The organism is Amycolatopsis coloradensis, from assembly GCF_037997115.1.
Lineage (GTDB): Bacteria > Actinomycetota > Actinomycetes > Mycobacteriales > Pseudonocardiaceae > Amycolatopsis > Amycolatopsis coloradensis_A.
The window spans coordinates 2,661,568-2,680,244 of sequence record NZ_CP150484.1 but is presented as its reverse complement, the minus strand read 5'-3'; the positions used below and the strand labels follow the sequence as shown (position 1 = coordinate 2,680,244).

The following is an 18,677-nucleotide window of genomic DNA, read 5'->3' as shown; positions in this document are numbered from 1 at the left end:
GGCTCGGCCCATCACACGAGTTCGGCCTTCAAGCACGCGAGTTCGGCTTCCCAGCACGCGAGTTCCGTCTCCGATCACGCGTGTTCGGAGTTCCTCACGCGACGGGCGCCGGCGACTTCATCAGATTCGTCAGGAGCTTCGCGCACCAGTCCAGCAGTTCCTCGTCTCGCAGCGCCGGGGCGCCCATCCGCCCGCCCGCCGGGCCCTCCGTCGGCTTCGGCACGGAAACCGTGTTCGTCACCGCCTTGTAGAGAGCCTTGGGGTACAAGCGCTTCAGCCGCACCATCTGCGAATCCGCCAGCGGCAGCGGCGCGAACCGGATCGACGTGCCCTGGGCGGAGACCTCGGTGACCCCGGCCGCGCGGCAGGTGTGCCGGAACGCGGCGACCGCGAGCAGCCTCCGCACCGGTGCGGGCGGCTGGCCGTAGCGGTCGACCAGTTCCTCGCGGACGGCGTCGAGCCCGGCCTGGTCGGGCGCGGCCGCGATCTTGCGGTACGCCTCCAGCCGCAGCCGCTCGCCCGGCACGTAGTCGTGCGGGATATGCGCGTCCACCGGGAGATCCACGCGGACCTCGGCGAGTTCCTCCTCTTCGGCGGTCTCCGCGCCCGCGTGACGGCGGAACGCGTCGACCGCTTCGCCGACGAGCCGCACGTACAGATCGAACCCGACGCCCGCGATGTGCCCGGACTGCTCCGCGCCGAGGATGTTGCCCGCTCCGCGGATCTCCAGGTCCTTCATCGCGACGGCCATGCCCGCGCCCAGTTCGGTGTTCTGCGCGATGGTCGCCAGCCGGTCGTGCGCCGTCTCGGTGAGCGGGGCCTCCGGCGGGTACAGGAAGTACGCGTACCCGCGCTCTCGCCCTCGCCCGACCCGGCCGCGCAACTGGTGCAGCTGCGCGAGACCCAGCAGGTCACCGCGTTCCACCAGCAGCGTGTTGGCGTTCGAGATGTCCAGCCCGGTCTCGACGATCGTGGTGCAGACGAGCACGTCGTACTCGTTCTCCCAGAAACCCTGGATGATCTTCTCGAGTTTGTCCTCGTTCATCTGCCCGTGCGCGGTGACGACACGCGCCTCGGGCACCAGCTCGCGAATGCGCTTCGCGGCCTTCTCGATCGACGAAACCCTGTTGTGCACGTAGAAGACCTGGCCGTCGCGCAGCAGTTCGCGCCGGATCGCGGCGCCGACCTGTTTGTCGTCGTACGCGCCGACGTAGGTCAGGATCGGGTGCCTGTCCTCGGGCGGGGTCAGGATCGTGGACATCTCACGGATCCCGGCGAGCGACATCTCCAGCGTCCGCGGGATCGGCGTCGCCGACATGGTCAGCACGTCGACGTGCGTCCGCAGCGCCTTGATGTGCTCCTTGTGCTCGACGCCGAACCGCTGCTCCTCGTCGACGATCACCAGGCCGAGGTCCTTGTACCGGATCCCGGTCTGCAGCAGGCGATGCGTGCCGATCACGATGTCGACGTCGCCCGAAGCGAGCTGTTCGAGGATCGCGTCCGACTCGGGCTTCGAGGTGAACCGCGAAAGGCCCTTGATCTTCACCGGGAACGAACTCATCCGTTCGGTGAAGGTGTTGAGGTGCTGCTGCGCGAGCAGCGTCGTGGGCACCAGCACCGCGACCTGCTTGCCGTCCTGCACCGCCTTGAACGCCGCGCGCACCGCGATCTCGGTCTTGCCGTAGCCGACGTCGCCGCAGATGACGCGGTCCATCGGGACACCGCGTTCCATATCCGCCTTGACCTCGTCGATCGCGGCGAGCTGGTCGTTGGTCTCGGTGAACGGGAAGGCGTCCTCGAGTTCGCCCTGCCACGGGGTGTCCTGGCCGAACGCGTGCCCCGGAGCGGCCTGCCGCGCCGCGTAGAGCTGCACGAGCTCGGCGGCGATCTCCTTGACCGCCTTCTTCGCCTTGGCCTTGGTGTTCTTCCAGTCCGACCCGCCGAGTTTGTTCAGCGTCGGCAGTTCGCCGCCGACGTAACGGGAGACCTCGTCGAGCTGGTCGGTCGGGACGAACAGCCGGTCCCCCGGGTGCCCGCGTTTGGAGGAGGCGTACTCCAGCAGCAGGTACTCGCGCGTCGCGCCGGCGACGGTGCGCTGCACCATCTCGACGAACCGGCCGATGCCGTGCTGGTCGTGCACCACGTAGTCGCCGGCCTTGAGGGCGAGCGGGTCGACGGCGTTGCGGCGCCGCGACGGCATCTTGGTGCTGAAGTCCTTTGTGGACGTCCCGGCGCCGGAGCCACGACCGGTGAGATCCGATTCGGACAGCACGACCAGCGCTCGCTCCGGCGACACGAAACCGTCCGAAAGGCCGCCGCACGTCACCGTCACGACGCCGGGTGTCAGCGGACCGGTGACGCCTTCGGCGAGCGACGCGGGCACGTCCCCCGCCGACAGCTGCTCGACGGCGCGGGCCGCCGTGCCGTGCCCGGCGACGACGAGCACCGCCGTCCCGCCCGCGGCCGTGTGCGCGCGCAGGTCCGTCGTCGCGCGCTCGACCTCGCCGCGGTAGTTCGGCGCCGCCTCGATGGAGACGCGGTAGACGTCGGGATCGTCACTGGCCAGCTGAGTCAGCGTCCACCAAGGGCGCTTCGTCTCCTGAGCGTGCTTCGCGATCCCCGCGAGGTCCCGGTACGCGGACGCGCCGAGGTCGATCGGCGCCTGACCGCCCGCGGCGGCCGTCGTCCAGGACGCTTCGAGGAACTCCTGCCCGGTGCGGACCAGGTCGGCCGCGCGGGCGCGGATCTTCTCCGGATCGGCCAGCAGCACGTGCGTGCCTTGGGGCATCGCGTCGGTCAGCAGCTCCAGCTCGCCCTCGCACAGGACAGGGATGAGCGCCTCCATGCCCTCGACGGGGACCCCGCCCGAGAGCTTGGTGAGCATCTCGGTGAGCTGGGCGTCCGCCTCGTACGTCGTCGCCAGCTCGGCCGCCTTCGCGCGCACCGGCTCGGTGAGCAGCAGCTCACGGCACGGCGGCGCGCTGACGTGCTGGATCTCCCCCGGCAGCGATCGCTGGTCGGATACCGCGAACGCACGGATCTCGCTGACCTCGTCGCCCCAGAACTCGACCCGCACCGGATGCTGCGCCGTCGGCCCGAACAGGTCGAGGATGCCGCCGCGCACGGCGAACTCGCCGCGCTTCTCGACCATGTCCACCCGCGTGTAGGCGAGCTCGACCAGCCGCTCGAGCAGCCCTTCGAAACTCTGCTCCTCGCCGACCACCAGGTCGATGGGCGCGAGCGAACCGAGCCCGGGCGCCATCGGCTGGATGAGGCTGCGGACGGTCGCGACGACGACACGCAGGTCGTCGGCGCCCGCTTTGAGCCGGTGGAGCACCTCCAGCCGCCGCCCGACGGTGTCCGCCCGGGGCGACAGCCGCTCGTGCGGCAGCGTCTCCCAGGACGGGAAGTCGGCGACGGCGCCTTCGCCGAGGAAGGACTTCAGCGAAGCGGTCAATTCGTCGGCCTCGCGGCCGGTCGCGGTCACCGCGAGCACGGGGCGGCCGGCGCCCTCGTCCGCGGCGAGGGCGCCCACGACCAGCTGGCGGGTGGCGATCGCGCCCTGGAGTTCGAGCACCGGGGCACCGGCCCGCTCCACGACCCCGCGAAGGGCCGGATCGGGAAGGATGGAATGAAGGAGTCCGGACAATGGAGCGTTTGTCACCGTCCCAGCCTACGTGGGGGCACCGACAGTCCGCCGCGCGATTACCGGGGCAAGGCGTCGGCGACCCTCGGAAGCTGTTCGTCGAACTCGGCCGGTTCCTGCGTCGCGATCCGGATCAGCACGTGTTCGGCGCCCGCGTCCTGATATTCGCGCAACCTGTCGGCGACCTGCGCCGGGCTGCCCGCGATCTGCACTTGGATCTTCTCGACGAAGTCCAGCGGAACGCCGTAATTCCGCTGCGCGTAGTCCTCCAGCCGCTCGCGGGCCCGGATCGGGTCCTCCTCGATGAGCACTGTCGCGAACAACGCGGGCGTCACGGGACGTACAGCTGCTTCGCGGATCTTCGCGAGCCCGTCGGCGTAATCCGCGACGTCGGGCGGATACGGCAGCCAGCCGTCGTAAAGGCGTCCCGCCCGCTGGAGCGCGCCCGGGGTGAACGAGGCCAGCCACACCGGCGGACCACCCGGTCGGTGTGGTTCCGGGTACTCCGGAAGCGTGTCGTAGTGCAGCACCTCACCGTGGAAGGGGCCGCTCTTCCCGCTCCAGACGTGCCGCCACAGCGCGACGATGTCGTCGAGCCGGGCGCGGCGGCGTTCCCACGGCACGCGCGTGAAGGCGAACTCGGGTTCGCTGCGGCCGGCGAACCCCGCGCCGACGCCGAGCGTGACCCGGCCCTGGCTGAGCAGGTCGAGCGAGAGGATCGCGTTCGCGGAAAGCAGCGGATCCCGCAACGCCGGAAGCAGCGCGGCGGTGCCGAGAGTGACCCGCTCGGTTCTGGTGGCGAACGCGCCGAGCAACGTCAACGAATCGATGGGCGCCTTCGCGAGCGTGTCACCGACCCAGACCGAATCGAAGCCGAGGCGTTCGGCTTCGACCGCGATCGCGACCATTTCCGGCGCGGTGCGCCCGGCGTCGAGGATGGACCGATAAGTAGGGACGACCAGACCGAATTTCATGCCGGGAGCATCGCCGCGGCGGGGAATCGTCTCAATTCCTTCGAGGGAATGGCGGCGCCGACGGCGGCTCGGCCAAGATGACGACCATGGTTTCCGGATTCGGCCCCGCGCTGAAGGGCTGGCGCGAACGGCGGCGGCTTTCCCAGCTGGAACTGGCGCTCCGGGCCGGGACCACCCAACGGCATGTGAGTTTCCTGGAAGGCGGCCGGTCGATCCCCGGCCGCGGCCTGGTGCTGCGCGTCGCCGAATCGCTCGAACTCCCGCTCCGGGAACGCAACGGTTTGCTGCTCGCGGCCGGGTTCGCCCCCGGTTTCCCCGAAACGGATCTGGACGATCCCGCGGTGAAGCCGGTCCTCGACGGCATGCGGCGGCTGCTCGACGGGCACCGGCCGTACCCGGCCATCGTCGTCGACCGCTATGGCGTACTCGTCGCCCGCAACGACGCGCTCGACCTGCTTTTCGAGGACGTGGCGCCGGAGCTGCTGGAGGAACCGGTCAACACCCTGCGGCTCGCGCTGCATCCGAAGGGGATGGCGCCGCGAGTTCGGAACCTCGCGGATTGGGCGCGGCACATCCTGGAACGGCTGACGCAGGAGATCGCGCACGCGCCCGACGAGCGGCTCGCCGCGCTGCTGGCCGAACTCGAAAGTTACGTTCCGGAGCCGGGACCGCCCGGCCCGGACCATCTCGGGTTCGCCGTGCCGATGCGCCTGTCCACTTCGGCGGGTGAGCTGCGGCTGATCACGGCCATCACGACGTTCGCCACCGCGGCCGACGTCACGGTGTCGGAATTGAAACTGGAGACCTTCCTTCCCGCCGACGCCGAGACGGCCGCGATCCTGACGCGCTGACCGGCAGGGCCGCGCGGTGCACGAACGCGGGCGGCAGGTTCGGCCAGACGACCGGCGAGCGCCCGGTCACCGCGAACCGGTCACGCAGCGCGGCGGCGAACCGCCTGCCCGGCGGTGTCCAGGCGGCGTGGGCGTAGGCGAAGGTCGTGAACCGCCCGTTCAGGACCAGGACTTCGGTCACCCGGTCGAGGATCCGTTCCTGGCGTTCCGCTGTCATGACCGTCCACGGCAGACCGGAAACCACGACGTCGGCGGCCTCAGGCACGTACTCGTCCAGGCTCTCGGCGGATCCCTGGACGATCTCGACCTCCGGATACCGCTCCCGCAGGTTCCCGGCGAGCCTGGGATTGATCTCGACGGCGACCAGCCGGGCGCCCGGCGGCAGCCGCCGGAGGATCGCACCGGTGAACACGCCCGTACCGGGCCCCAGCTCGACGACGAACCTGGCGTTTTCCAGCCCGAGGCCCGTCGTCATGGCTTCGGCCAGTTTCGGGGAGCTGGCCGCGACGGCCCCGGTGAGCATCGGATGGCGGAGGAATTCCCTGGTGATCGACATGATCCCGACGCTAGGAACGGGTTCCGTGGCCCCGCGTCGGCCGCGACGGCCGTCCCCGTCCTCCCACGGGAGGACGACGGGGGTACCCCAGGACGACGCGCCCGGGTGCCCGCCGCGGTTACGTTCGGGACGTGCTCAGGCTGGCCGAGCGGATCCGCGCCCACCCGTGGGTGACCGACCTGCCGCTCTTCGCGTGCTTCATCTTCCTCGCGCCGACGGGGTCGTCGCCGGTCCCCAAGGCGATCCTGCTCGTGCCGTACCTCTTCCTCCTCCCGCTGCTCTGGCGGCGACGTCATCCCGAGATCGTCGCGGTGCTGATCGTCACGGGGGTGGCCGCGCAGAGCCTCGTGGAGGTCTGGGCGTACGACCGCGGCCGCTGCGAACTGGCGATGGCCGTCGCGCTCTACACCATGGTCCGCGCGGGGAACCGCCGGTTCGCCGCGGTGATCGCCGTCGTCATCGTCTCCCTCGACGTCACCTGGGGCCTCACCTGGGGAGCCACCACCGAACAGGGGCTGGAGGTCGCGATCTTCGCGACGATCCCGCTGCACGTCGCGGCCTGGGCGCTCGGCGAATTCTTCCGCGCGCGCCAACGTCTTTCGGACGAGGAAGCGGCGAAGGCGGAGCTGGCCGCCTCCGAACAGGACGCCCGCGCGCGGGCCGCGGTCGCCGAGGAGCGCACCCGCATCGCACGGGAACTGCACGACGTCCTCGCGCACAGCGTGAGTGTCATCGTGATCAACGCCGAGGGCGCGAAACTCATGCGTCACAAGGATCCGGAAGCGGTCGACCGCACGCTCGACACGATCGGCAAAGCGGGTCGCGACGCGCTGGCCGAGTTGCGCCGTCTCCTGGAGGTCCTCCATGCGGGCGAAACCGTTCGAAGTCCTCAGCCCGCCGTCGCGGAACTTCGCGATTTGGTCGAGCAGGTGAGCGCGACGGGCCGCGAAGTCGGCCTCCGGGTCACCGGTGACGCCGACGGGCTGCCGCCCAGCGCCGCGCTCCAGGCCTACCGGATCGTCCAGGAAGCACTGACGAACATGATCAAACACGCGCCCGGCGACGCGAGCGGAACCGTCGAAATCGATTTCAGCGAGGAGGGCCCGCGCCGGGACGTCCGGATCGAGGTGACGAACACCGGCGGTTCCGGGCCGCCCGCGCCGAGGCTTCCTTCTTCGGGGCGGGGCCTGGCGGGGATGGCGCAGCGGGTCGAGATGTTCCACGGGACACTCGACACCGGCCCGACCCGGGACGGCGGATACCGGGTGGCGGCGAATCTGGTGGTGGAGGCGGGATGACATCCCCGGTGAAGGTGCTGATCTGCGACGACCAGGAACTGGTCCGCGTCGGGATGAGCATGATCGTCACGAGCCAGGAGGACCTGACCGTCGCGGGCGAAGCCGCCAACGGAGCCGAAGCGGTCGAAACCGCACTGCGGCTGCGGCCAGACCTGGTCCTGATGGACGTCCGGATGCCGGTGCTCGACGGCGTCGCGGCGACGGAGCGGATCTGCGCGGCACTGCCCGGGACGCGGGTCCTGATGATCACCACGTTCGACCTCGACGAGTACGCGTACGCGGCGTTGCGCGCCGGTGCCAGCGGTTTCCTGGTCAAGGACGCTCCGGCCGAAGAAATCCTCGTCGCGATCCGAGGTGTGCTTCGCGGGGATTCGATGGTCTCCCCTTCGGTCACGAAACGCCTGCTGGACCGCTATCTGGACGATGCCCGCGACGGCGGCGAAAGCAAGCGGCTGGAGAAGCTGACCGAACGCGAGAAGGACGTCCTCGCGCTCATCGCGCGCGGCCTGGCGAACAGCGAAATCGCCTCGAAGCTCTACATCGGCGAGACGACGGTGAAAACCCACGTCGGCCGCATTCTCGCGAAACTCTCACTGCGCGACCGGGTGCACGCGGTCGTGTTCGCCTACGAAAGCGGTTTGGTTCGCGCGGGTGGTTGAGCACGGTGGCATGCTGAAGACATGCGCACTTCCGCCGTCGTCGTGTTCGCTTCGCTGTCCTTGCTGGTCACGGCCTGTTCCGGGGCTTCGAGCGAGACGGTCCAGAGCGCACCACCGGTCACTTCGAAGCCCGCCGCGTCGGCGCTGAAGGTCGAACAGGTGACGGCCGGGCTCGAACACGGCTGGGACGTCGGTTTCCTGCCGGACGGGAAGATCCTCGTCACCCAGCGTCCCGGGAAGCTGGCCCTGGTCGAAGGCGGCACGAAACGCGACGTCGCGGCCGACTTCTCCGACGTCCACGTCCGCGGCGAAGGCGGCCTGATGGGGATGGTGATCAGCAAGGACTTCGCGACGTCGCGCGAGTTCATCACCTGCCAGACCCACAAGGAGGGCGACACGGCCGTCGACATCCGGCTGGTCACCTGGCGGCTTTCGGACGACGGCGCGAGCGCCACGAAGGTCAAGGACCTCCTGACCGGGTTGCCGGTGAACCCCAGCGGCAGGCACTCCGGCTGCCGTCCCGCGTTCGGCGCCGACGGCGCGCTGCTCATCGGCACCGGCGACACCGCCCGCCCGCAGCATCCGCAGGACCGGACGAGTCTCGGCGGCAAGGTGCTCCGTGTCGACGCGAAGACCGGGAACGCGTTGCCGGACAACCCCTTCATCAAGTCCGCGAATCCGAACGAACAGCGCGTGTTCACCTACGGGCACCGCAACGTCCAGGGCGTCACGGTCCGTCCGGGCACCGGGCAGGTGTTCACCGCCGAGCACGGGCCGACCATCGACGACGAGGTCAATCTGGAGACCGCGGGCGCGAACTACGGCTGGGACCCGTCCAAGGGCGGCACCGAGACCAGCTACGACGAAAGCGTCCCGATGACCGACAAGCAGCGCTTCCCGGACGCCGTCAGTCCTTTGTGGACGACCGGCGAGATCACCGAGGCGATCTGCGGCGCGGAATTCCTCACCGGATCGCAGTGGGGAGCGCTCGAAGGCTCACTGGCCGTGACCGCGCTGAAAGGCCAGAAACTCCTGCTGTTCCGTCTCGACGACGCGGGCAAGGTCACCGAAGTGACGCTGCCGCCGGAGTTCGACGACAAGTTCGGCAGGCTGCGCGCGGTCCGCAGCGCGCCCGACGGCTCGCTCTACATCACGACTTCGGAAGGCGAGGACGACAAGCTGCTGAAGGTCACCCCCGGCGCTTAACGGCCGAGGTGCGCGCCGCCGTTGACGTGGATGATCTGGCCGGTGACATGCCGCGCCTCCGGGCTCGCCAGGAAGGCCACCACTTCGGCGACGTCCGCGGGCTCGCCGGCGCGTTTGGTCAGCGTGTTGCCGATCAGCCACGCCCGGCGTTCGTCGGACAGCTTGCCCTGAAAGAATTCGGTGTCCCCGACCAGTCCGGGCGCGACGATGTTCGCGGTGATCCCGCGCGGTCCGAATTCCCTTGCCACGTCGACGTTCCACGCCTCCAGCGCGGCCTTGGCCGCACCGTAGGAACCCGCTCCCGTCCGCGCGGCGATGGAGCCGATGGTGACGATCCGCGCGCCGTCGGCAAACCTTTCCCGCAAGGCGCGGGTGACCAGCACGGCGCTGAACACGTTCGCGTCGAGGTTGGCCTGCCAGTTCGCCGCGAAGGCTTTCAGGTCTTCGGCGGGCTCGTTCTGGAAATCGGTGTTCCCGCCCGCGTTGTTGACCAGGACGTCGACGCGCTCCGGCAGTTCGGCCAGCGCCCGGTCCACCGCGGCCGGATCGGCCGCGTCGAACGGGACCGGGTACGCGCCGAGCAGCGTGGCGGCCTCGGTGAGGACCTGTTCGCGGCGGCCGGTGATCGTCACCCGATCACCTCGCCCGGCGAACGCCGCCGCGACCGCGTAACCGATCCCGGTGCCGCCGCCGGTGACCACCACTTCCCTGTTCTGCCCCATGACCTCCAGCATAGGGACACTAGGCTTCCTCCATGACGAAGATCGACCCGGCCACGACGGCGCTCGTCCTGATCGACCTCCAGACCCGGATCGTCGCGCTGGAGACCGTCCCGATCGAAGGCACCGAGGTCGTGGCGAACGCGATCCTGCTGCGAGAGGCCTTCAGCGCGGCCGGCTCACCGATCGTCCACGTGCGCGCGCACCGGCCGGGCGTCGACGAGCAACCGCCCGGCAGCGAACTGGTCGCCGAGCTGACGCCTCGTGTAGGCGAGCACCTGATCACCAAGCACTCGATCGGCGCGTTCTACCGCACCGGACTCGACGAACTCCTGCGCGGACTCGGTGTGAAGACACTGGTGCTCGCCGGGATCGCCACCGAATACGGCGTCGAATCGACGCTGAGGGCCGCGATCGACCACACATACGAGACCATCGCCGTCTCGGACGCGATGGCGGGTATCGCCGCGATCTCCCACGAATCGGCGGTCACGAAGGTGTTCCCGCGGCTGGGCGAAGTGCTCACGACCGCCGAGACCGCCGCGGCGCTGGACTGAACCATGATCGACAAGATCGCTTGGCTGCACCTGCGCGGCGGCCGGATCCTGAGCACCCGGTCACGCGGCAAATCCGTGTTCTACCTGCCCGGCGGCAAACGCGAACCCGGCGAAACCGACACGGAGACCCTGATCCGCGAAATCCGTGAGGAACTGACCGTCGAGATCGCACCGGCGAGCATCGAGCCCGCCGGGGTCTTCGAAGCGCAGGCCGACGGCCACGCCACCGGGCTTCTGGTCCGGATGACCTGCTACACCGCCGAATTCAGCGGAACACTCACGGCCAGCAGCGAAATCGACGAGGTCGCGTGGCTCGGCTACGAGGACAGGGGCCGGGTCTCCGCGGTGGACAAGATCATCTTCGACCACCTGCGGGAGACCGGCCTCCTGCGCTGACTCAGTGCAGCCGCAGCTTGGGTTTGTGCTCCAAATTGGACAGACCGTTCCAGGCCAGGTTGACCAGATGCGCGGCGACCTCGTCGCGCTTCGGCTTCCGGGCGTCGAGCCACCACTGTCCGGTGAGCGCGACCATCCCGACGAGCGCCTGCGCGTACAGCGCGGCCAGCTTCTCGTCGTAGCCCCGCGCGGCGAACTGCTGCGCGAGGATGTGCTCGACCTGGCTGGCGATGTCGTTCAGCACCGTCGAGAACGTGCCCGTCGAACTCGCGACCGGTGAATCCCGCACCAGGATGCGGAAGCCGTCGTGCGAATCTTCGACGTAGGAGAGCAACGCGATCGCGGCCTGCTCCAGCATCACCCGCGGGTGTCCACCGTGGAGGGTGGAGACCATCCGATCGAGCAGCAGCTGCGTCTCGCGGTCGACGACGACGGCGTAGATACCTTCCTTGCCGCCGAAATGCTCGTACACCACCGGTTTGGAGACGTTCGCGCGATGCGCGATCTCCTCGATGGACGTGCCTTCGAAACCCTTCTCCGCGAACAGGGCCCTGGCGACGTTGAGCAGTTGCTGCCTGCGCTCGGTCCCCGTCATCCGCACCCGGGCCACCGGGGCGACAGGACGCGCCCCGGTGACCGCTTCACGTTTGGTCCGCCTTCTCCCCGCCATCGCAGAAGACTAACGCGACCTCGCTATTTGCTTTCAGTGGCGATGCGCGCGAGGCGCTGCGGGGTCGGCCAGCGCACGTCGTAGGCCCAGCCGAACTTCTCGAAGATCCAAATCAGCCGCGCGGAAAGGTCGATCTGGCCACGCTGCACACCGTGCCGCGCCGAGGTCGGGTCGGCGTGGTGCAGGTTGTGCCACGACTCGCCGAAGGAGAAGATCGCCAGCGGCCAGAAGTTGGCCGACTTGTCGCGAGCCGCGAACGGGCGCTCGCCGATCATGTGGCAGACCGAGTTGACCGACCAGGTCACGTGGTGCAGCACGCAGACGCGCACCAGCCCGGCCCAGAAGAACGCGGTCACCGCGCCCCAGAACGACCAGGTGATCAGTCCACCGAGGATCGCGGGCAGCACCAGGGTGAGCAGGCTCCACAGCCAGAACAGGTCGTCGACCTTCTTGATGGCCGGGTCCTTCACCAGGTCCGGCGCGAACCGCTCCGCGTTGGTCTGGTCGCGGTCGAACAGCCAGCCCATGTGCGCGTGCCAGAACCCCTTGGCGATGGCGACCGGTGTCGTCCCGAACAGCCACGGCGAATGCGGGTCGCCGTCACGGTCGGAAAAGGCGTGGTGGCGCCGGTGGTCGGCGACCCAGGTGATCACGGGGCCCTGGACGGCCATGCTGCCGGCGATCGCCATCGCGACGCGCAGCCACGGCTTGGCCTTGAACGAGCCGTGCGTGAAGTAGCGGTGGTACGAAACGGTGATACCGAGTCCGCTGATCGCGTAGAAGACCACGAACAGGCCGACGTCGACCCAGGTCAGTCCCCAGCCCCAGGCGAACGGGACGGCCGCGAGCAACGCGGCGAGCGGGAAGATGACCCCGAGGTAGACCGAGAGCTGCACGCCGCTCGATCGATGTCCTTCGATTACCGGCTTGGGGCCCTTCGCGGGCTTCTGGGAACGGTCCAGGGTAGCCGTCATGCAGTCACTTCTTTTCTACGAGCAGCCCTTGAGGATATCCCTAAGGGTGACCTTACCTACGATGCCGTAAGTTACGGTACAGGAGGTTTCGTCCCCTGTGGAGTGCCCGCGACGGTGAGACAACCCCCGGGCGCACGCGGAGGTCCCCGGCATGGCTATCCTGACCAGGATCGATCCGCCGTAGTGTAATCGGCAGCACTTCAGATTTTGGTTCTGACAGTTCAGGTTCGAATCCTGGCGGCGGAGCAGACGAACAGATGACCAGCGGCGTTTTCAACGGTGGGGGTGTGTGCGGCTGACCGAGGACGCGACGACCAGTGGCAGGCGGCCGGCGCTTGCGGAGATGTCCGACGCCTGGCTCCACGGTCGCGCGCGCGAACTCGGAGCGGCCATCCAGCGGGTCAGCTACGCCGAACAGCTGGACATCGTCACCAGCCTCGACGAACTCCTCGACGAGACGCAGCGCCGCGGCGAACCGTTGCTGGTCGCCCAGCTGCTGCGCTACTCGGCGATGGCCAGGCTCGTCACTCGCGGCCTCGCCGCCGAAGCCGAGCCCCGGCTCGACGAGATGCTCGCGCACACCAGGCGGCACGGGCTCGCGCTGATGCGGGCCGACGCGCACGCCATGCGCGGCCGCCGTCTGGTGATCGCCAAACAGGAGGACGCCGCCCTCACCGAGATAGCCAGGGCGCTGGCCATCCTCGACGACTCCGCGGTCCCGGACCGCCAGGTCGGCAGGCGCAACTGGGACCGAATGCTGTCCACGACCCTGGTCGACTGCTGGCTGGTGCTGAACCAGCTGGGCGTCTACGAGGCGGCCGAGGAGGCCATCGCCCGCGCAGCGCAGGCGATCCGCGACAGCGCGAGCCCGCATGAGATCGCGCTCCAGCTGATCAACCGGGTCAAGATGCTGCTGGGCTGGGGTCTGCGGCTCGAACGCATCGAGCGCTACGACGAGGGCGCGGACAAGTTCCGCACCGCGGCGTCGATGGCCCAGGCCGCCGAAGGCCCGTTCACCGAGTCGCTCTTCCCGCGCAAGGCCGGGGTGCCCGCGATCGACCAGGTCGGCGTGCTCGCCGCGGCCGCCGCACTGGCGTCGCCCGATTCGTCGCATATCGAACGCCTGAACTCGCTGCTGCATCCGGAACTGGTGTTCCCGCACGAACGCGAGATCATCGCCATCGCGCTGGCCCGCTGCCTGGACAACGACGGCCGCCGCGAGGACGCCCTGCAGGTGCTCAAAGAGGTCCGCGAGGACAACGAGGACGGCTCGCTGCCGTCGATGCGGTTGAACCTCGCCCGCGAGCTCGCCAGGCTCGACACCACCCCGGACTACGCGTCGGGGGCGAGCCAGTCGCTGATCGACTACGCGACCATCCTGGAAACGGAGATGTGGTCGCTGCGGGAATCGCAGATCGCCACGCTCAACGCGCGCCGCGAGCACGAACGCCTGTCCGCCGAGCACGGCGCGATCACCCAGCAGGCCCTCCAGGACCCGCTCACCGGGCTGCCGAACCGGCGCGCGCTCGACGAAAAGCTGCGTTCGCTGGCGTCGTCCGCCGACGCCCAGCCGCTCGCGGTCGCGCTGGTCGACCTCGACGGTTTCAAGGACGTCAACGACAAGCAGTCGCACGCCGAGGGCGACAACGTGCTCCGTGTCATCGCGAGCACGCTGCGCGACGCCCTGCGCGGAGACGACGTGGTCGCCCGCTACGGCGGAGACGAGTTCATCGTGCTTCTACCTGGGGCTCCGGCCTCCGCGGCGAAGCAGGCGCTGGGTCGTTCTGTGAATGCCGTCGCATCTCTGCCGCACCATCTTTCGCACGGCGTCACCCTCTCCGTCGGCCTCGTCTCGCTCCGCCCGCAGGAACGGGCCGAGCAGGTCCTCGCCCGCGCCGACGCGGCCATGTACCAGGCGAAACGCGGCGGCGGGAACCAAGTTTCGTCGGTGAACTCGATGGCCATCGACCCGGCGACCGGATGGCCCGGTGAGGATGCTCCGACCGACCCCGCGTGGGACTCCGAGCAGCCCACGTAGGATCAATGCCCGACAACCACCGTTGGTGAAATGTTGGGAGAGCCGTGACCGGCCCGCTGAGCACGTTGATCCTCGCCGCGGGTGAGGGCACCCGCATGCGTTCGTCCACCCCGAAGGTGCTGCACCCGATCGCCGGCCGCCCGTTGGTCGAGCACGCGGTGCGGGCCGCCGCGGGACTGAACCCGGAGCACCTGGTCGTGGTCGTCGGCCACGGTCGCGACTCGGTCGGCGCCCGGCTGGAAAAGGTCGGCGAGGCACTCGGCCGCCAGGTCGTCACGGCCGTCCAGGAAGAACAGAAGGGCACCGGGCACGCCGTCTCGTGCGCGCTCTCCGCGCTGCCCGCCGGGCTGACCGGCACCGTCGTCGTCAGCTACGGCGACGTCCCGCTGCTCGACACCGAAACGCTCGCTTCCCTGGTCGCCGAGCACACCTCCACCGGTAACGCGGTCACCGTGCTGACCGCGGTCGTCGAGAACCCGACCGGTTACGGCCGGATCATCCGCGACGAAAACGGCGTCGTCACCTCGATCGTCGAGCAGAAGGACGCCACCCCCGAACAGCACGAAATCGCCGAAATCAACTCCGGCGTCTACGCCTTCGACGCTTCGGTCCTCGTCGACGGGCTCTCGCGGCTTTCGACGGACAACGCGCAGGGCGAGCTCTACCTCACCGACGTCCTCGGCATCGCCCGCGGCGACGGCAAGGGCGTCGGCGCGCTGGTCATCGACGACCCGTGGGTGACCGAAGGCGTCAACGATCGCGTTCAGCTCTCCGTCCTCGGCGCCGAACTGAACCGCCGGATCGTCCGCGGCTGGCAGCGGGCGGGCGTCACCGTCGTCGACCCCGCGAGCACCTGGATCGACGCGGGCGTGACCTTGTCGCGCGACGTCGTCATCGAGCCCGGTGTGCAGCTGAAGGGTTCGACGTCGGTCGGCGAGGGCGCGCAGATCGGCCCGGACAGCACCTTGGAGAACGTCTCCGTCGGCGCGGGCGCGTCGGTGGTGCGGACGCACGGTTCCGATTCGGAACTGGGCGACGGGGTGAAGGTCGGCCCGTTCACCTACCTGCGTCCCGGCTCCAAGCTGGGGACCAAGGGCAAACTCGGCGCGTTCGTCGAGACGAAGAACGCCGACATCGGCGCCGGCACGAAGGTCCCGCACCTGACCTACGTCGGCGACGCGACCATCGGCGAGAACAGCAACATCGGGTGCTCCAGCGTCTTCGTCAACTACGACGGCGTGAACAAGCACCACACCACGATCGGCTCCCATGTGCGGCTCGGCGCGGACAACACGTTCGTCGCCCCGGTGACCATCGGCGATGGCGCCTACAGTGGGGCAGGCACCGTGATCAGGCAAGACGTACCCCCGGGCGCGCTCGCCGTATCCACCGGGCCGCAGCGCAACATCGAAGACTGGGTGTCCCGGCGCAGGCCGGGCACACCCGCGGCGGAAGCAGCTTCCGCCGCGAAGCAGGACACCGCCGCCGTGTCCGATTCAAACAAGGGAAACGACGGGGAGTCGCCAGCATGAGCTCGAAGTCCGGAACACCGAAGAAGAACCTGATGCTCTTCTCCGGGCGCGCCCACCCGGAACTCGCGGAAGAGGTCGCCAAGCACCTCAACGTGTCGGTCGTTCCGCAGACCGCGCACAACTTCGCCAACGGGGAGATCTTCGTCCGGTTCAACGAATCGGTGCGCGGGACCGACGCGTTCGTGATCCAGAGCCACCCCGCTCCCATCAACGAATGGGTGATGGAGCAGCTGATCATGGTGGACGCCCTCAAGCGCGCGAGCGCCAAGCGGATCACCGTGATCATGCCGTTCTACCCGTACGCGCGGCAGGACAAGAAGCACAAGGGCCGCGAGCCGATCTCCGCGCGCCTGATCGCGGACCTGTTCAAGACCGCGGGCGCCGACCGGATCATGACGGTCGACCTGCACACCGCGCAGATCCAGGGCTTCTTCGACGGCCCGGTCGACCACCTGCTCGCGCAGAACGTGCTGGCCGCGCACATCAACAAGACCTACCGGGACGAGAACATCACCGTCGTCTCGCCGGACTCGGGCCGCGTGCGGCTCGCCGAGAAGTGGGCGGCGCAGCTGGGTGACCGGCCGATCGCCTTCATCCACAAGACCCGCGACCCCGACAAGCCGAACCAGGCCGTCGCCAACCGCGTCGTCGGCAAGGTCCGCGGTCAGCTGTGCGTGCTGATCGACGACATGATCGACACCGGCGGCACGATCGTGAAGGCCACCGAGGCCCTGCTCGACGAAGGCGCGTCCGACGTCGTCATCGCCTCGACCCACGGCATCCTGTCCGACCCCGCCACCGAGCGGCTGTCGAACTGCAAGGCGCGCGAGGTCATCGTCACCAACACGCTGCCGATCCCGGAGGAGAAGCGGTTCCCCGGGCTGACCGTGCTGTCCATCGCGCCGCTGCTGGCGCAGGCGATCCAGCAGGTCTTCGAGGACGGGTCGGTCACGTCCCTCTTCGACGGCAACGCCTGATCCAGGCGAAGCAAGGGACCTTTGCTATCGCTCTCTTTCGGAGAGTGACAGCAAAGGTCCCTTGCTCGTTTTCGGCTCCGCGCGAAACGACGCGCACCCGGCCGCCCCGCGTGGCTAGGTTCCGTACATGGGGAAATTCAAGTTCGGCGTGAACCTGTGGGGCGCCGAGAATCATGAAGACTGGGTCGCGAAGTGCCGCCGCGTCGAGGCCCTCGGATACGACGTCATCTCCGTGCCCGATCATCTCGGCCCAGGACGGAACGCGCCTTTCCCGGCGCTGACCATGGCCGCCGCGGTGACCCAGCGGCCCCGCGTCGGCACTCTCGTTTCCAATATGGCCTTCTACAACGCCGCGCTCTTCGCACGCGAAGTCGTCACCACGGTGAAGATGACGGGCGACCGGCTGGACCTCGGGCTCGGCTCCGGCCACATGAAATCGGAATTCGACGAAGCAGGCCTGCCGTGGACCCCGGCCAAGGAACGTATCGAGTACCTCGCCAAGAGCCTTGACCACCTGCGTGAACACTTCGCCGCCGAAGGAATCACGCCTCCCCCGCTGCTCATCGCGGGCAACAGCGACGGCGTGCTCTCCCTCGCCGCCCGCGAAGCCGACATCGCCGGCTTCGCGGGCCTTCGTCAAGCACCAGGGAAACCGCCGGGCACGTTCCGGCTCGACGACGCCGAGCGCATGGACGAACGCGTCGCCTTCTTCCGTTCACACGCGAACGGCCGCGATCCCGAACTGAACATGCTCGTCCAGCGGGTCGTCGTCGCGGATGACCGGCGCGCGGCCGCCGAGGCCTGGCGTGAAGAAGTCAAGGACCAGGACGGCCTCGACGTCGACGCCCTGCTCGAAACGCCCCAATTGCTGTTCGGGACCACCGACGAGATGGTCCGGCAGCTCCAGGAGCGTCGCGAACGGTACGGCTTCTCCTACATCACGGTGTTCGAACCGATGCTGGAAACGTTCGCGCCGGTCGTGCGGGAACTGTCCGGTCAGTAAGCGACGCAGAAACGCTGACGACGGTGTTCCGGCTTGTCGATCTCATCGACGAACGCGATCGCGTAGTCGGCGCCGCCGATCTTCGAACCGCCGTTCTCGTCGGTCAGGAGCACGTCGCCGCCGAGCCGGAACTCGCCGGTCCGCTCGCCCTCGGCCCACGCGCCGAACTCCGCGGCCGGGCTGACGTAGAACCAGTCGACATCCTCGGGAAGCGTCCGGAACGCTTCGAGAACCTCGGCGTGCGCACCGGCTTCACCCTTGTACTCGTCCGGGAACTCGGGGGTGTCGATCAGTCGCGGCCCGCCCTCGGCCACGTGCAGGCTGCCCGCCCCGCCGACCACGCCGATCCGCGCGCCGTTGTCCTTCGCGACCTGAGCGATCGAGGGCACCGCGTCGAGCAGACCACTCTGCCCGTGAACCGCGATGACCAGGACATCGGCGCCCTTGGCGACATCGGCCAAGAAGGCCTCATCGTAGAGCGAGCCCGCCCTGGTCCCCTCGCCTTCGGCGTTCCTGGACACCACCAAGACCTCGTGACCGCGGCCGCGGGCCTCCGCGGCGATCTTCCCGCCCGCGTACCCGGTTCCTCCGAACACAACCAACTTCGCCATCGCGTTTCTC

The 18,677-nt window shown here is 68.9% G+C and carries 17 protein-coding genes and 1 tRNA gene; 11 read left to right on the top strand and 7 right to left on the bottom strand.

Features of this window, described 5'->3' with window-relative positions; translation table 11 throughout:
• Positions 1 to 94 precede the first annotated feature (94 nt).
• Positions 95 to 3,649 carry a transcription-repair coupling factor gene (gene mfd, locus LCL61_RS12685; RefSeq protein ID WP_340688559.1) on the bottom strand — a complete coding sequence of 1,185 codons (3,555 nt, stop codon included), beginning with the start codon at positions 3,647 to 3,649 and terminating at the stop codon, positions 95 to 97.
• 56 nt (positions 3,650 to 3,705) lie between these two features.
• On the bottom strand, positions 3,706 to 4,620 hold the full coding sequence (locus LCL61_RS12680; RefSeq protein WP_340687024.1) for an LLM class flavin-dependent oxidoreductase: 915 nt from the start codon (positions 4,618 to 4,620) through the stop codon (positions 3,706 to 3,708).
• Between the two features lie 86 nt (positions 4,621 to 4,706).
• Between LCL61_RS12680 and LCL61_RS12675 the strand changes: the two genes are divergently transcribed.
• Positions 4,707 to 5,471, top strand: a complete 765-nt coding sequence (locus LCL61_RS12675) for a helix-turn-helix transcriptional regulator (RefSeq protein ID WP_340687023.1) — start codon at positions 4,707 to 4,709, stop codon at positions 5,469 to 5,471.
• Here LCL61_RS12675 and LCL61_RS12670 read toward each other — a convergent pair.
• Complete coding sequence (locus LCL61_RS12670) at positions 5,398 to 6,027, bottom strand: class I SAM-dependent methyltransferase (protein WP_340687022.1); 630 nt, start codon at positions 6,025 to 6,027, stop codon at positions 5,398 to 5,400. The genes LCL61_RS12675 and LCL61_RS12670 overlap by 74 nt on opposite strands.
• 131 nt (positions 6,028 to 6,158) lie before the next feature.
• Between LCL61_RS12670 and LCL61_RS12665 the strand changes: the two genes are divergently transcribed.
• The 3 genes from LCL61_RS12665 to LCL61_RS12655 are packed head-to-tail and all read left to right on the top strand — an operon-like array spanning position 6,159 to position 9,190.
• The gene (locus LCL61_RS12665; RefSeq protein WP_340687021.1) at positions 6,159 to 7,325 is read left to right on the top strand and encodes a sensor histidine kinase; all 1,167 of its coding nucleotides are present in this window, start codon (positions 6,159 to 6,161) and stop codon (positions 7,323 to 7,325) included.
• Entirely contained in the window at positions 7,322 to 7,984 is a 663-nt protein-coding gene (locus LCL61_RS12660) for a response regulator transcription factor (RefSeq protein WP_340687020.1), read from the top strand. The genes LCL61_RS12665 and LCL61_RS12660 overlap by 4 nt, the downstream gene beginning before the upstream one ends.
• A 21-nt stretch (positions 7,985 to 8,005) precedes the next feature.
• The gene (locus LCL61_RS12655; protein ID WP_340687019.1) at positions 8,006 to 9,190 is read left to right on the top strand and encodes a PQQ-dependent sugar dehydrogenase; all 1,185 of its coding nucleotides are present in this window, start codon (positions 8,006 to 8,008) and stop codon (positions 9,188 to 9,190) included.
• Here LCL61_RS12655 and LCL61_RS12650 read toward each other — a convergent pair.
• Positions 9,187 to 9,912 (bottom strand): SDR family oxidoreductase, encoded by a 726-nt coding sequence (locus tag LCL61_RS12650; RefSeq protein ID WP_340687018.1) that lies wholly within the window; start codon positions 9,910 to 9,912, stop codon positions 9,187 to 9,189. The genes LCL61_RS12655 and LCL61_RS12650 overlap by 4 nt on opposite strands.
• Positions 9,913 to 9,944: 32 nt before the next feature.
• Here LCL61_RS12650 and LCL61_RS12645 point away from each other — a divergent pair, with 32 nt between their 5' ends.
• Both LCL61_RS12645 and LCL61_RS12640 read left to right on the top strand, forming a co-directional pair.
• Positions 9,945 to 10,466 carry an isochorismatase family protein gene (locus tag LCL61_RS12645; protein ID WP_340687017.1) on the top strand — a complete coding sequence of 174 codons (522 nt, stop codon included), beginning with the start codon at positions 9,945 to 9,947 and terminating at the stop codon, positions 10,464 to 10,466.
• A gap of 3 nt (positions 10,467 to 10,469) precedes the next feature.
• Positions 10,470 to 10,862, top strand: a complete 393-nt coding sequence (locus tag LCL61_RS12640) for an NUDIX domain-containing protein (RefSeq protein WP_340687016.1) — start codon at positions 10,470 to 10,472, stop codon at positions 10,860 to 10,862.
• Position 10,863: 1 nt separating this feature from the next.
• On the opposite strand, the gene LCL61_RS12635 is transcribed toward LCL61_RS12640, so the two are convergent.
• Both LCL61_RS12635 and LCL61_RS12630 read right to left on the bottom strand, forming a co-directional pair.
• On the bottom strand, positions 10,864 to 11,457 hold the full coding sequence (locus LCL61_RS12635) for a TetR/AcrR family transcriptional regulator (protein ID WP_037342446.1): 594 nt from the start codon (positions 11,455 to 11,457) through the stop codon (positions 10,864 to 10,866).
• Between the two features lie 98 nt (positions 11,458 to 11,555).
• On the bottom strand, positions 11,556 to 12,506 hold the full coding sequence (locus LCL61_RS12630) for an acyl-CoA desaturase (protein ID WP_340687015.1): 951 nt from the start codon (positions 12,504 to 12,506) through the stop codon (positions 11,556 to 11,558).
• A 174-nt stretch (positions 12,507 to 12,680) separates the two neighbouring features.
• Between LCL61_RS12630 and LCL61_RS12625 the strand changes: the two genes are divergently transcribed.
• The 5 genes from LCL61_RS12625 (at position 12,681) to LCL61_RS12605 (ending at position 18,056) form a co-directional block, all read left to right on the top strand.
• Positions 12,681 to 12,752 (top strand) — tRNA-Gln (locus LCL61_RS12625).
• A 43-nt stretch (positions 12,753 to 12,795) separates the two neighbouring features.
• Positions 12,796 to 14,544, top strand: coding sequence for a GGDEF domain-containing protein (locus tag LCL61_RS12620; RefSeq protein ID WP_125674121.1), 1,749 nt, complete (start codon positions 12,796 to 12,798; stop codon positions 14,542 to 14,544).
• 44 nt (positions 14,545 to 14,588) lie between these two features.
• Positions 14,589 to 16,076, top strand: a complete 1,488-nt coding sequence (gene glmU, locus LCL61_RS12615; protein ID WP_340687014.1) for a bifunctional UDP-N-acetylglucosamine diphosphorylase/glucosamine-1-phosphate N-acetyltransferase GlmU — start codon at positions 14,589 to 14,591, stop codon at positions 16,074 to 16,076.
• Positions 16,073 to 17,053, top strand: a complete 981-nt coding sequence (locus tag LCL61_RS12610) for a ribose-phosphate diphosphokinase (RefSeq protein WP_007028782.1) — start codon at positions 16,073 to 16,075, stop codon at positions 17,051 to 17,053. The genes glmU and LCL61_RS12610 overlap by 4 nt, the downstream gene beginning before the upstream one ends.
• 127 nt (positions 17,054 to 17,180) lie before the next feature.
• Positions 17,181 to 18,056 carry a TIGR03621 family F420-dependent LLM class oxidoreductase gene (locus LCL61_RS12605; RefSeq protein WP_340687013.1) on the top strand — a complete coding sequence of 292 codons (876 nt, stop codon included), beginning with the start codon at positions 17,181 to 17,183 and terminating at the stop codon, positions 18,054 to 18,056.
• Here LCL61_RS12605 and LCL61_RS12600 read toward each other — a convergent pair.
• The gene (locus tag LCL61_RS12600; protein WP_340687012.1) at positions 18,050 to 18,667 is read right to left on the bottom strand and encodes an NAD(P)-dependent oxidoreductase; all 618 of its coding nucleotides are present in this window, start codon (positions 18,665 to 18,667) and stop codon (positions 18,050 to 18,052) included. The genes LCL61_RS12605 and LCL61_RS12600 overlap by 7 nt on opposite strands.
• Between the last annotated feature and the right edge of the window lie 10 nt (positions 18,668 to 18,677).

Bases quoted from the DNA above. Each gene is read 5' to 3' on its own strand.
- LCL61_RS12680 (WP_340687024.1), bottom strand. From the start codon at position 4,620: ATGAAATTCGGTCTGGTCGTCCCTACTTATCGGTCCATCCTCGACGCC.
- LCL61_RS12675 (WP_340687023.1), top strand. From the start codon at position 4,707: ATGGTTTCCGGATTCGGCCCCGCGCTGAAGGGCTGGCGCGAACGGCGG.
- LCL61_RS12670 (WP_340687022.1), bottom strand. From the start codon at position 6,027: ATGTCGATCACCAGGGAATTCCTCCGCCATCCGATGCTCACCGGGGCC.
- LCL61_RS12660 (WP_340687020.1), top strand. From the start codon at position 7,322: ATGACATCCCCGGTGAAGGTGCTGATCTGCGACGACCAGGAACTGGTC.
- LCL61_RS12655 (WP_340687019.1), top strand. From the start codon at position 8,006: ATGCGCACTTCCGCCGTCGTCGTGTTCGCTTCGCTGTCCTTGCTGGTC.
- LCL61_RS12650 (WP_340687018.1), bottom strand. From the start codon at position 9,912: ATGGGGCAGAACAGGGAAGTGGTGGTCACCGGCGGCGGCACCGGGATC.
- LCL61_RS12645 (WP_340687017.1), top strand. From the start codon at position 9,945: ATGACGAAGATCGACCCGGCCACGACGGCGCTCGTCCTGATCGACCTC.
- LCL61_RS12640 (WP_340687016.1), top strand. From the start codon at position 10,470: ATGATCGACAAGATCGCTTGGCTGCACCTGCGCGGCGGCCGGATCCTG.
- LCL61_RS12635 (WP_037342446.1), bottom strand. From the start codon at position 11,457: ATGACGGGGACCGAGCGCAGGCAGCAACTGCTCAACGTCGCCAGGGCC.
- LCL61_RS12630 (WP_340687015.1), bottom strand. From the start codon at position 12,506: ATGACGGCTACCCTGGACCGTTCCCAGAAGCCCGCGAAGGGCCCCAAG.
- LCL61_RS12610 (WP_007028782.1), top strand. From the start codon at position 16,073: ATGAGCTCGAAGTCCGGAACACCGAAGAAGAACCTGATGCTCTTCTCC.
- LCL61_RS12605 (WP_340687013.1), top strand. From the start codon at position 17,181: ATGGGGAAATTCAAGTTCGGCGTGAACCTGTGGGGCGCCGAGAATCAT.
- LCL61_RS12600 (WP_340687012.1), bottom strand. From the start codon at position 18,667: ATGGCGAAGTTGGTTGTGTTCGGAGGAACCGGGTACGCGGGCGGGAAG.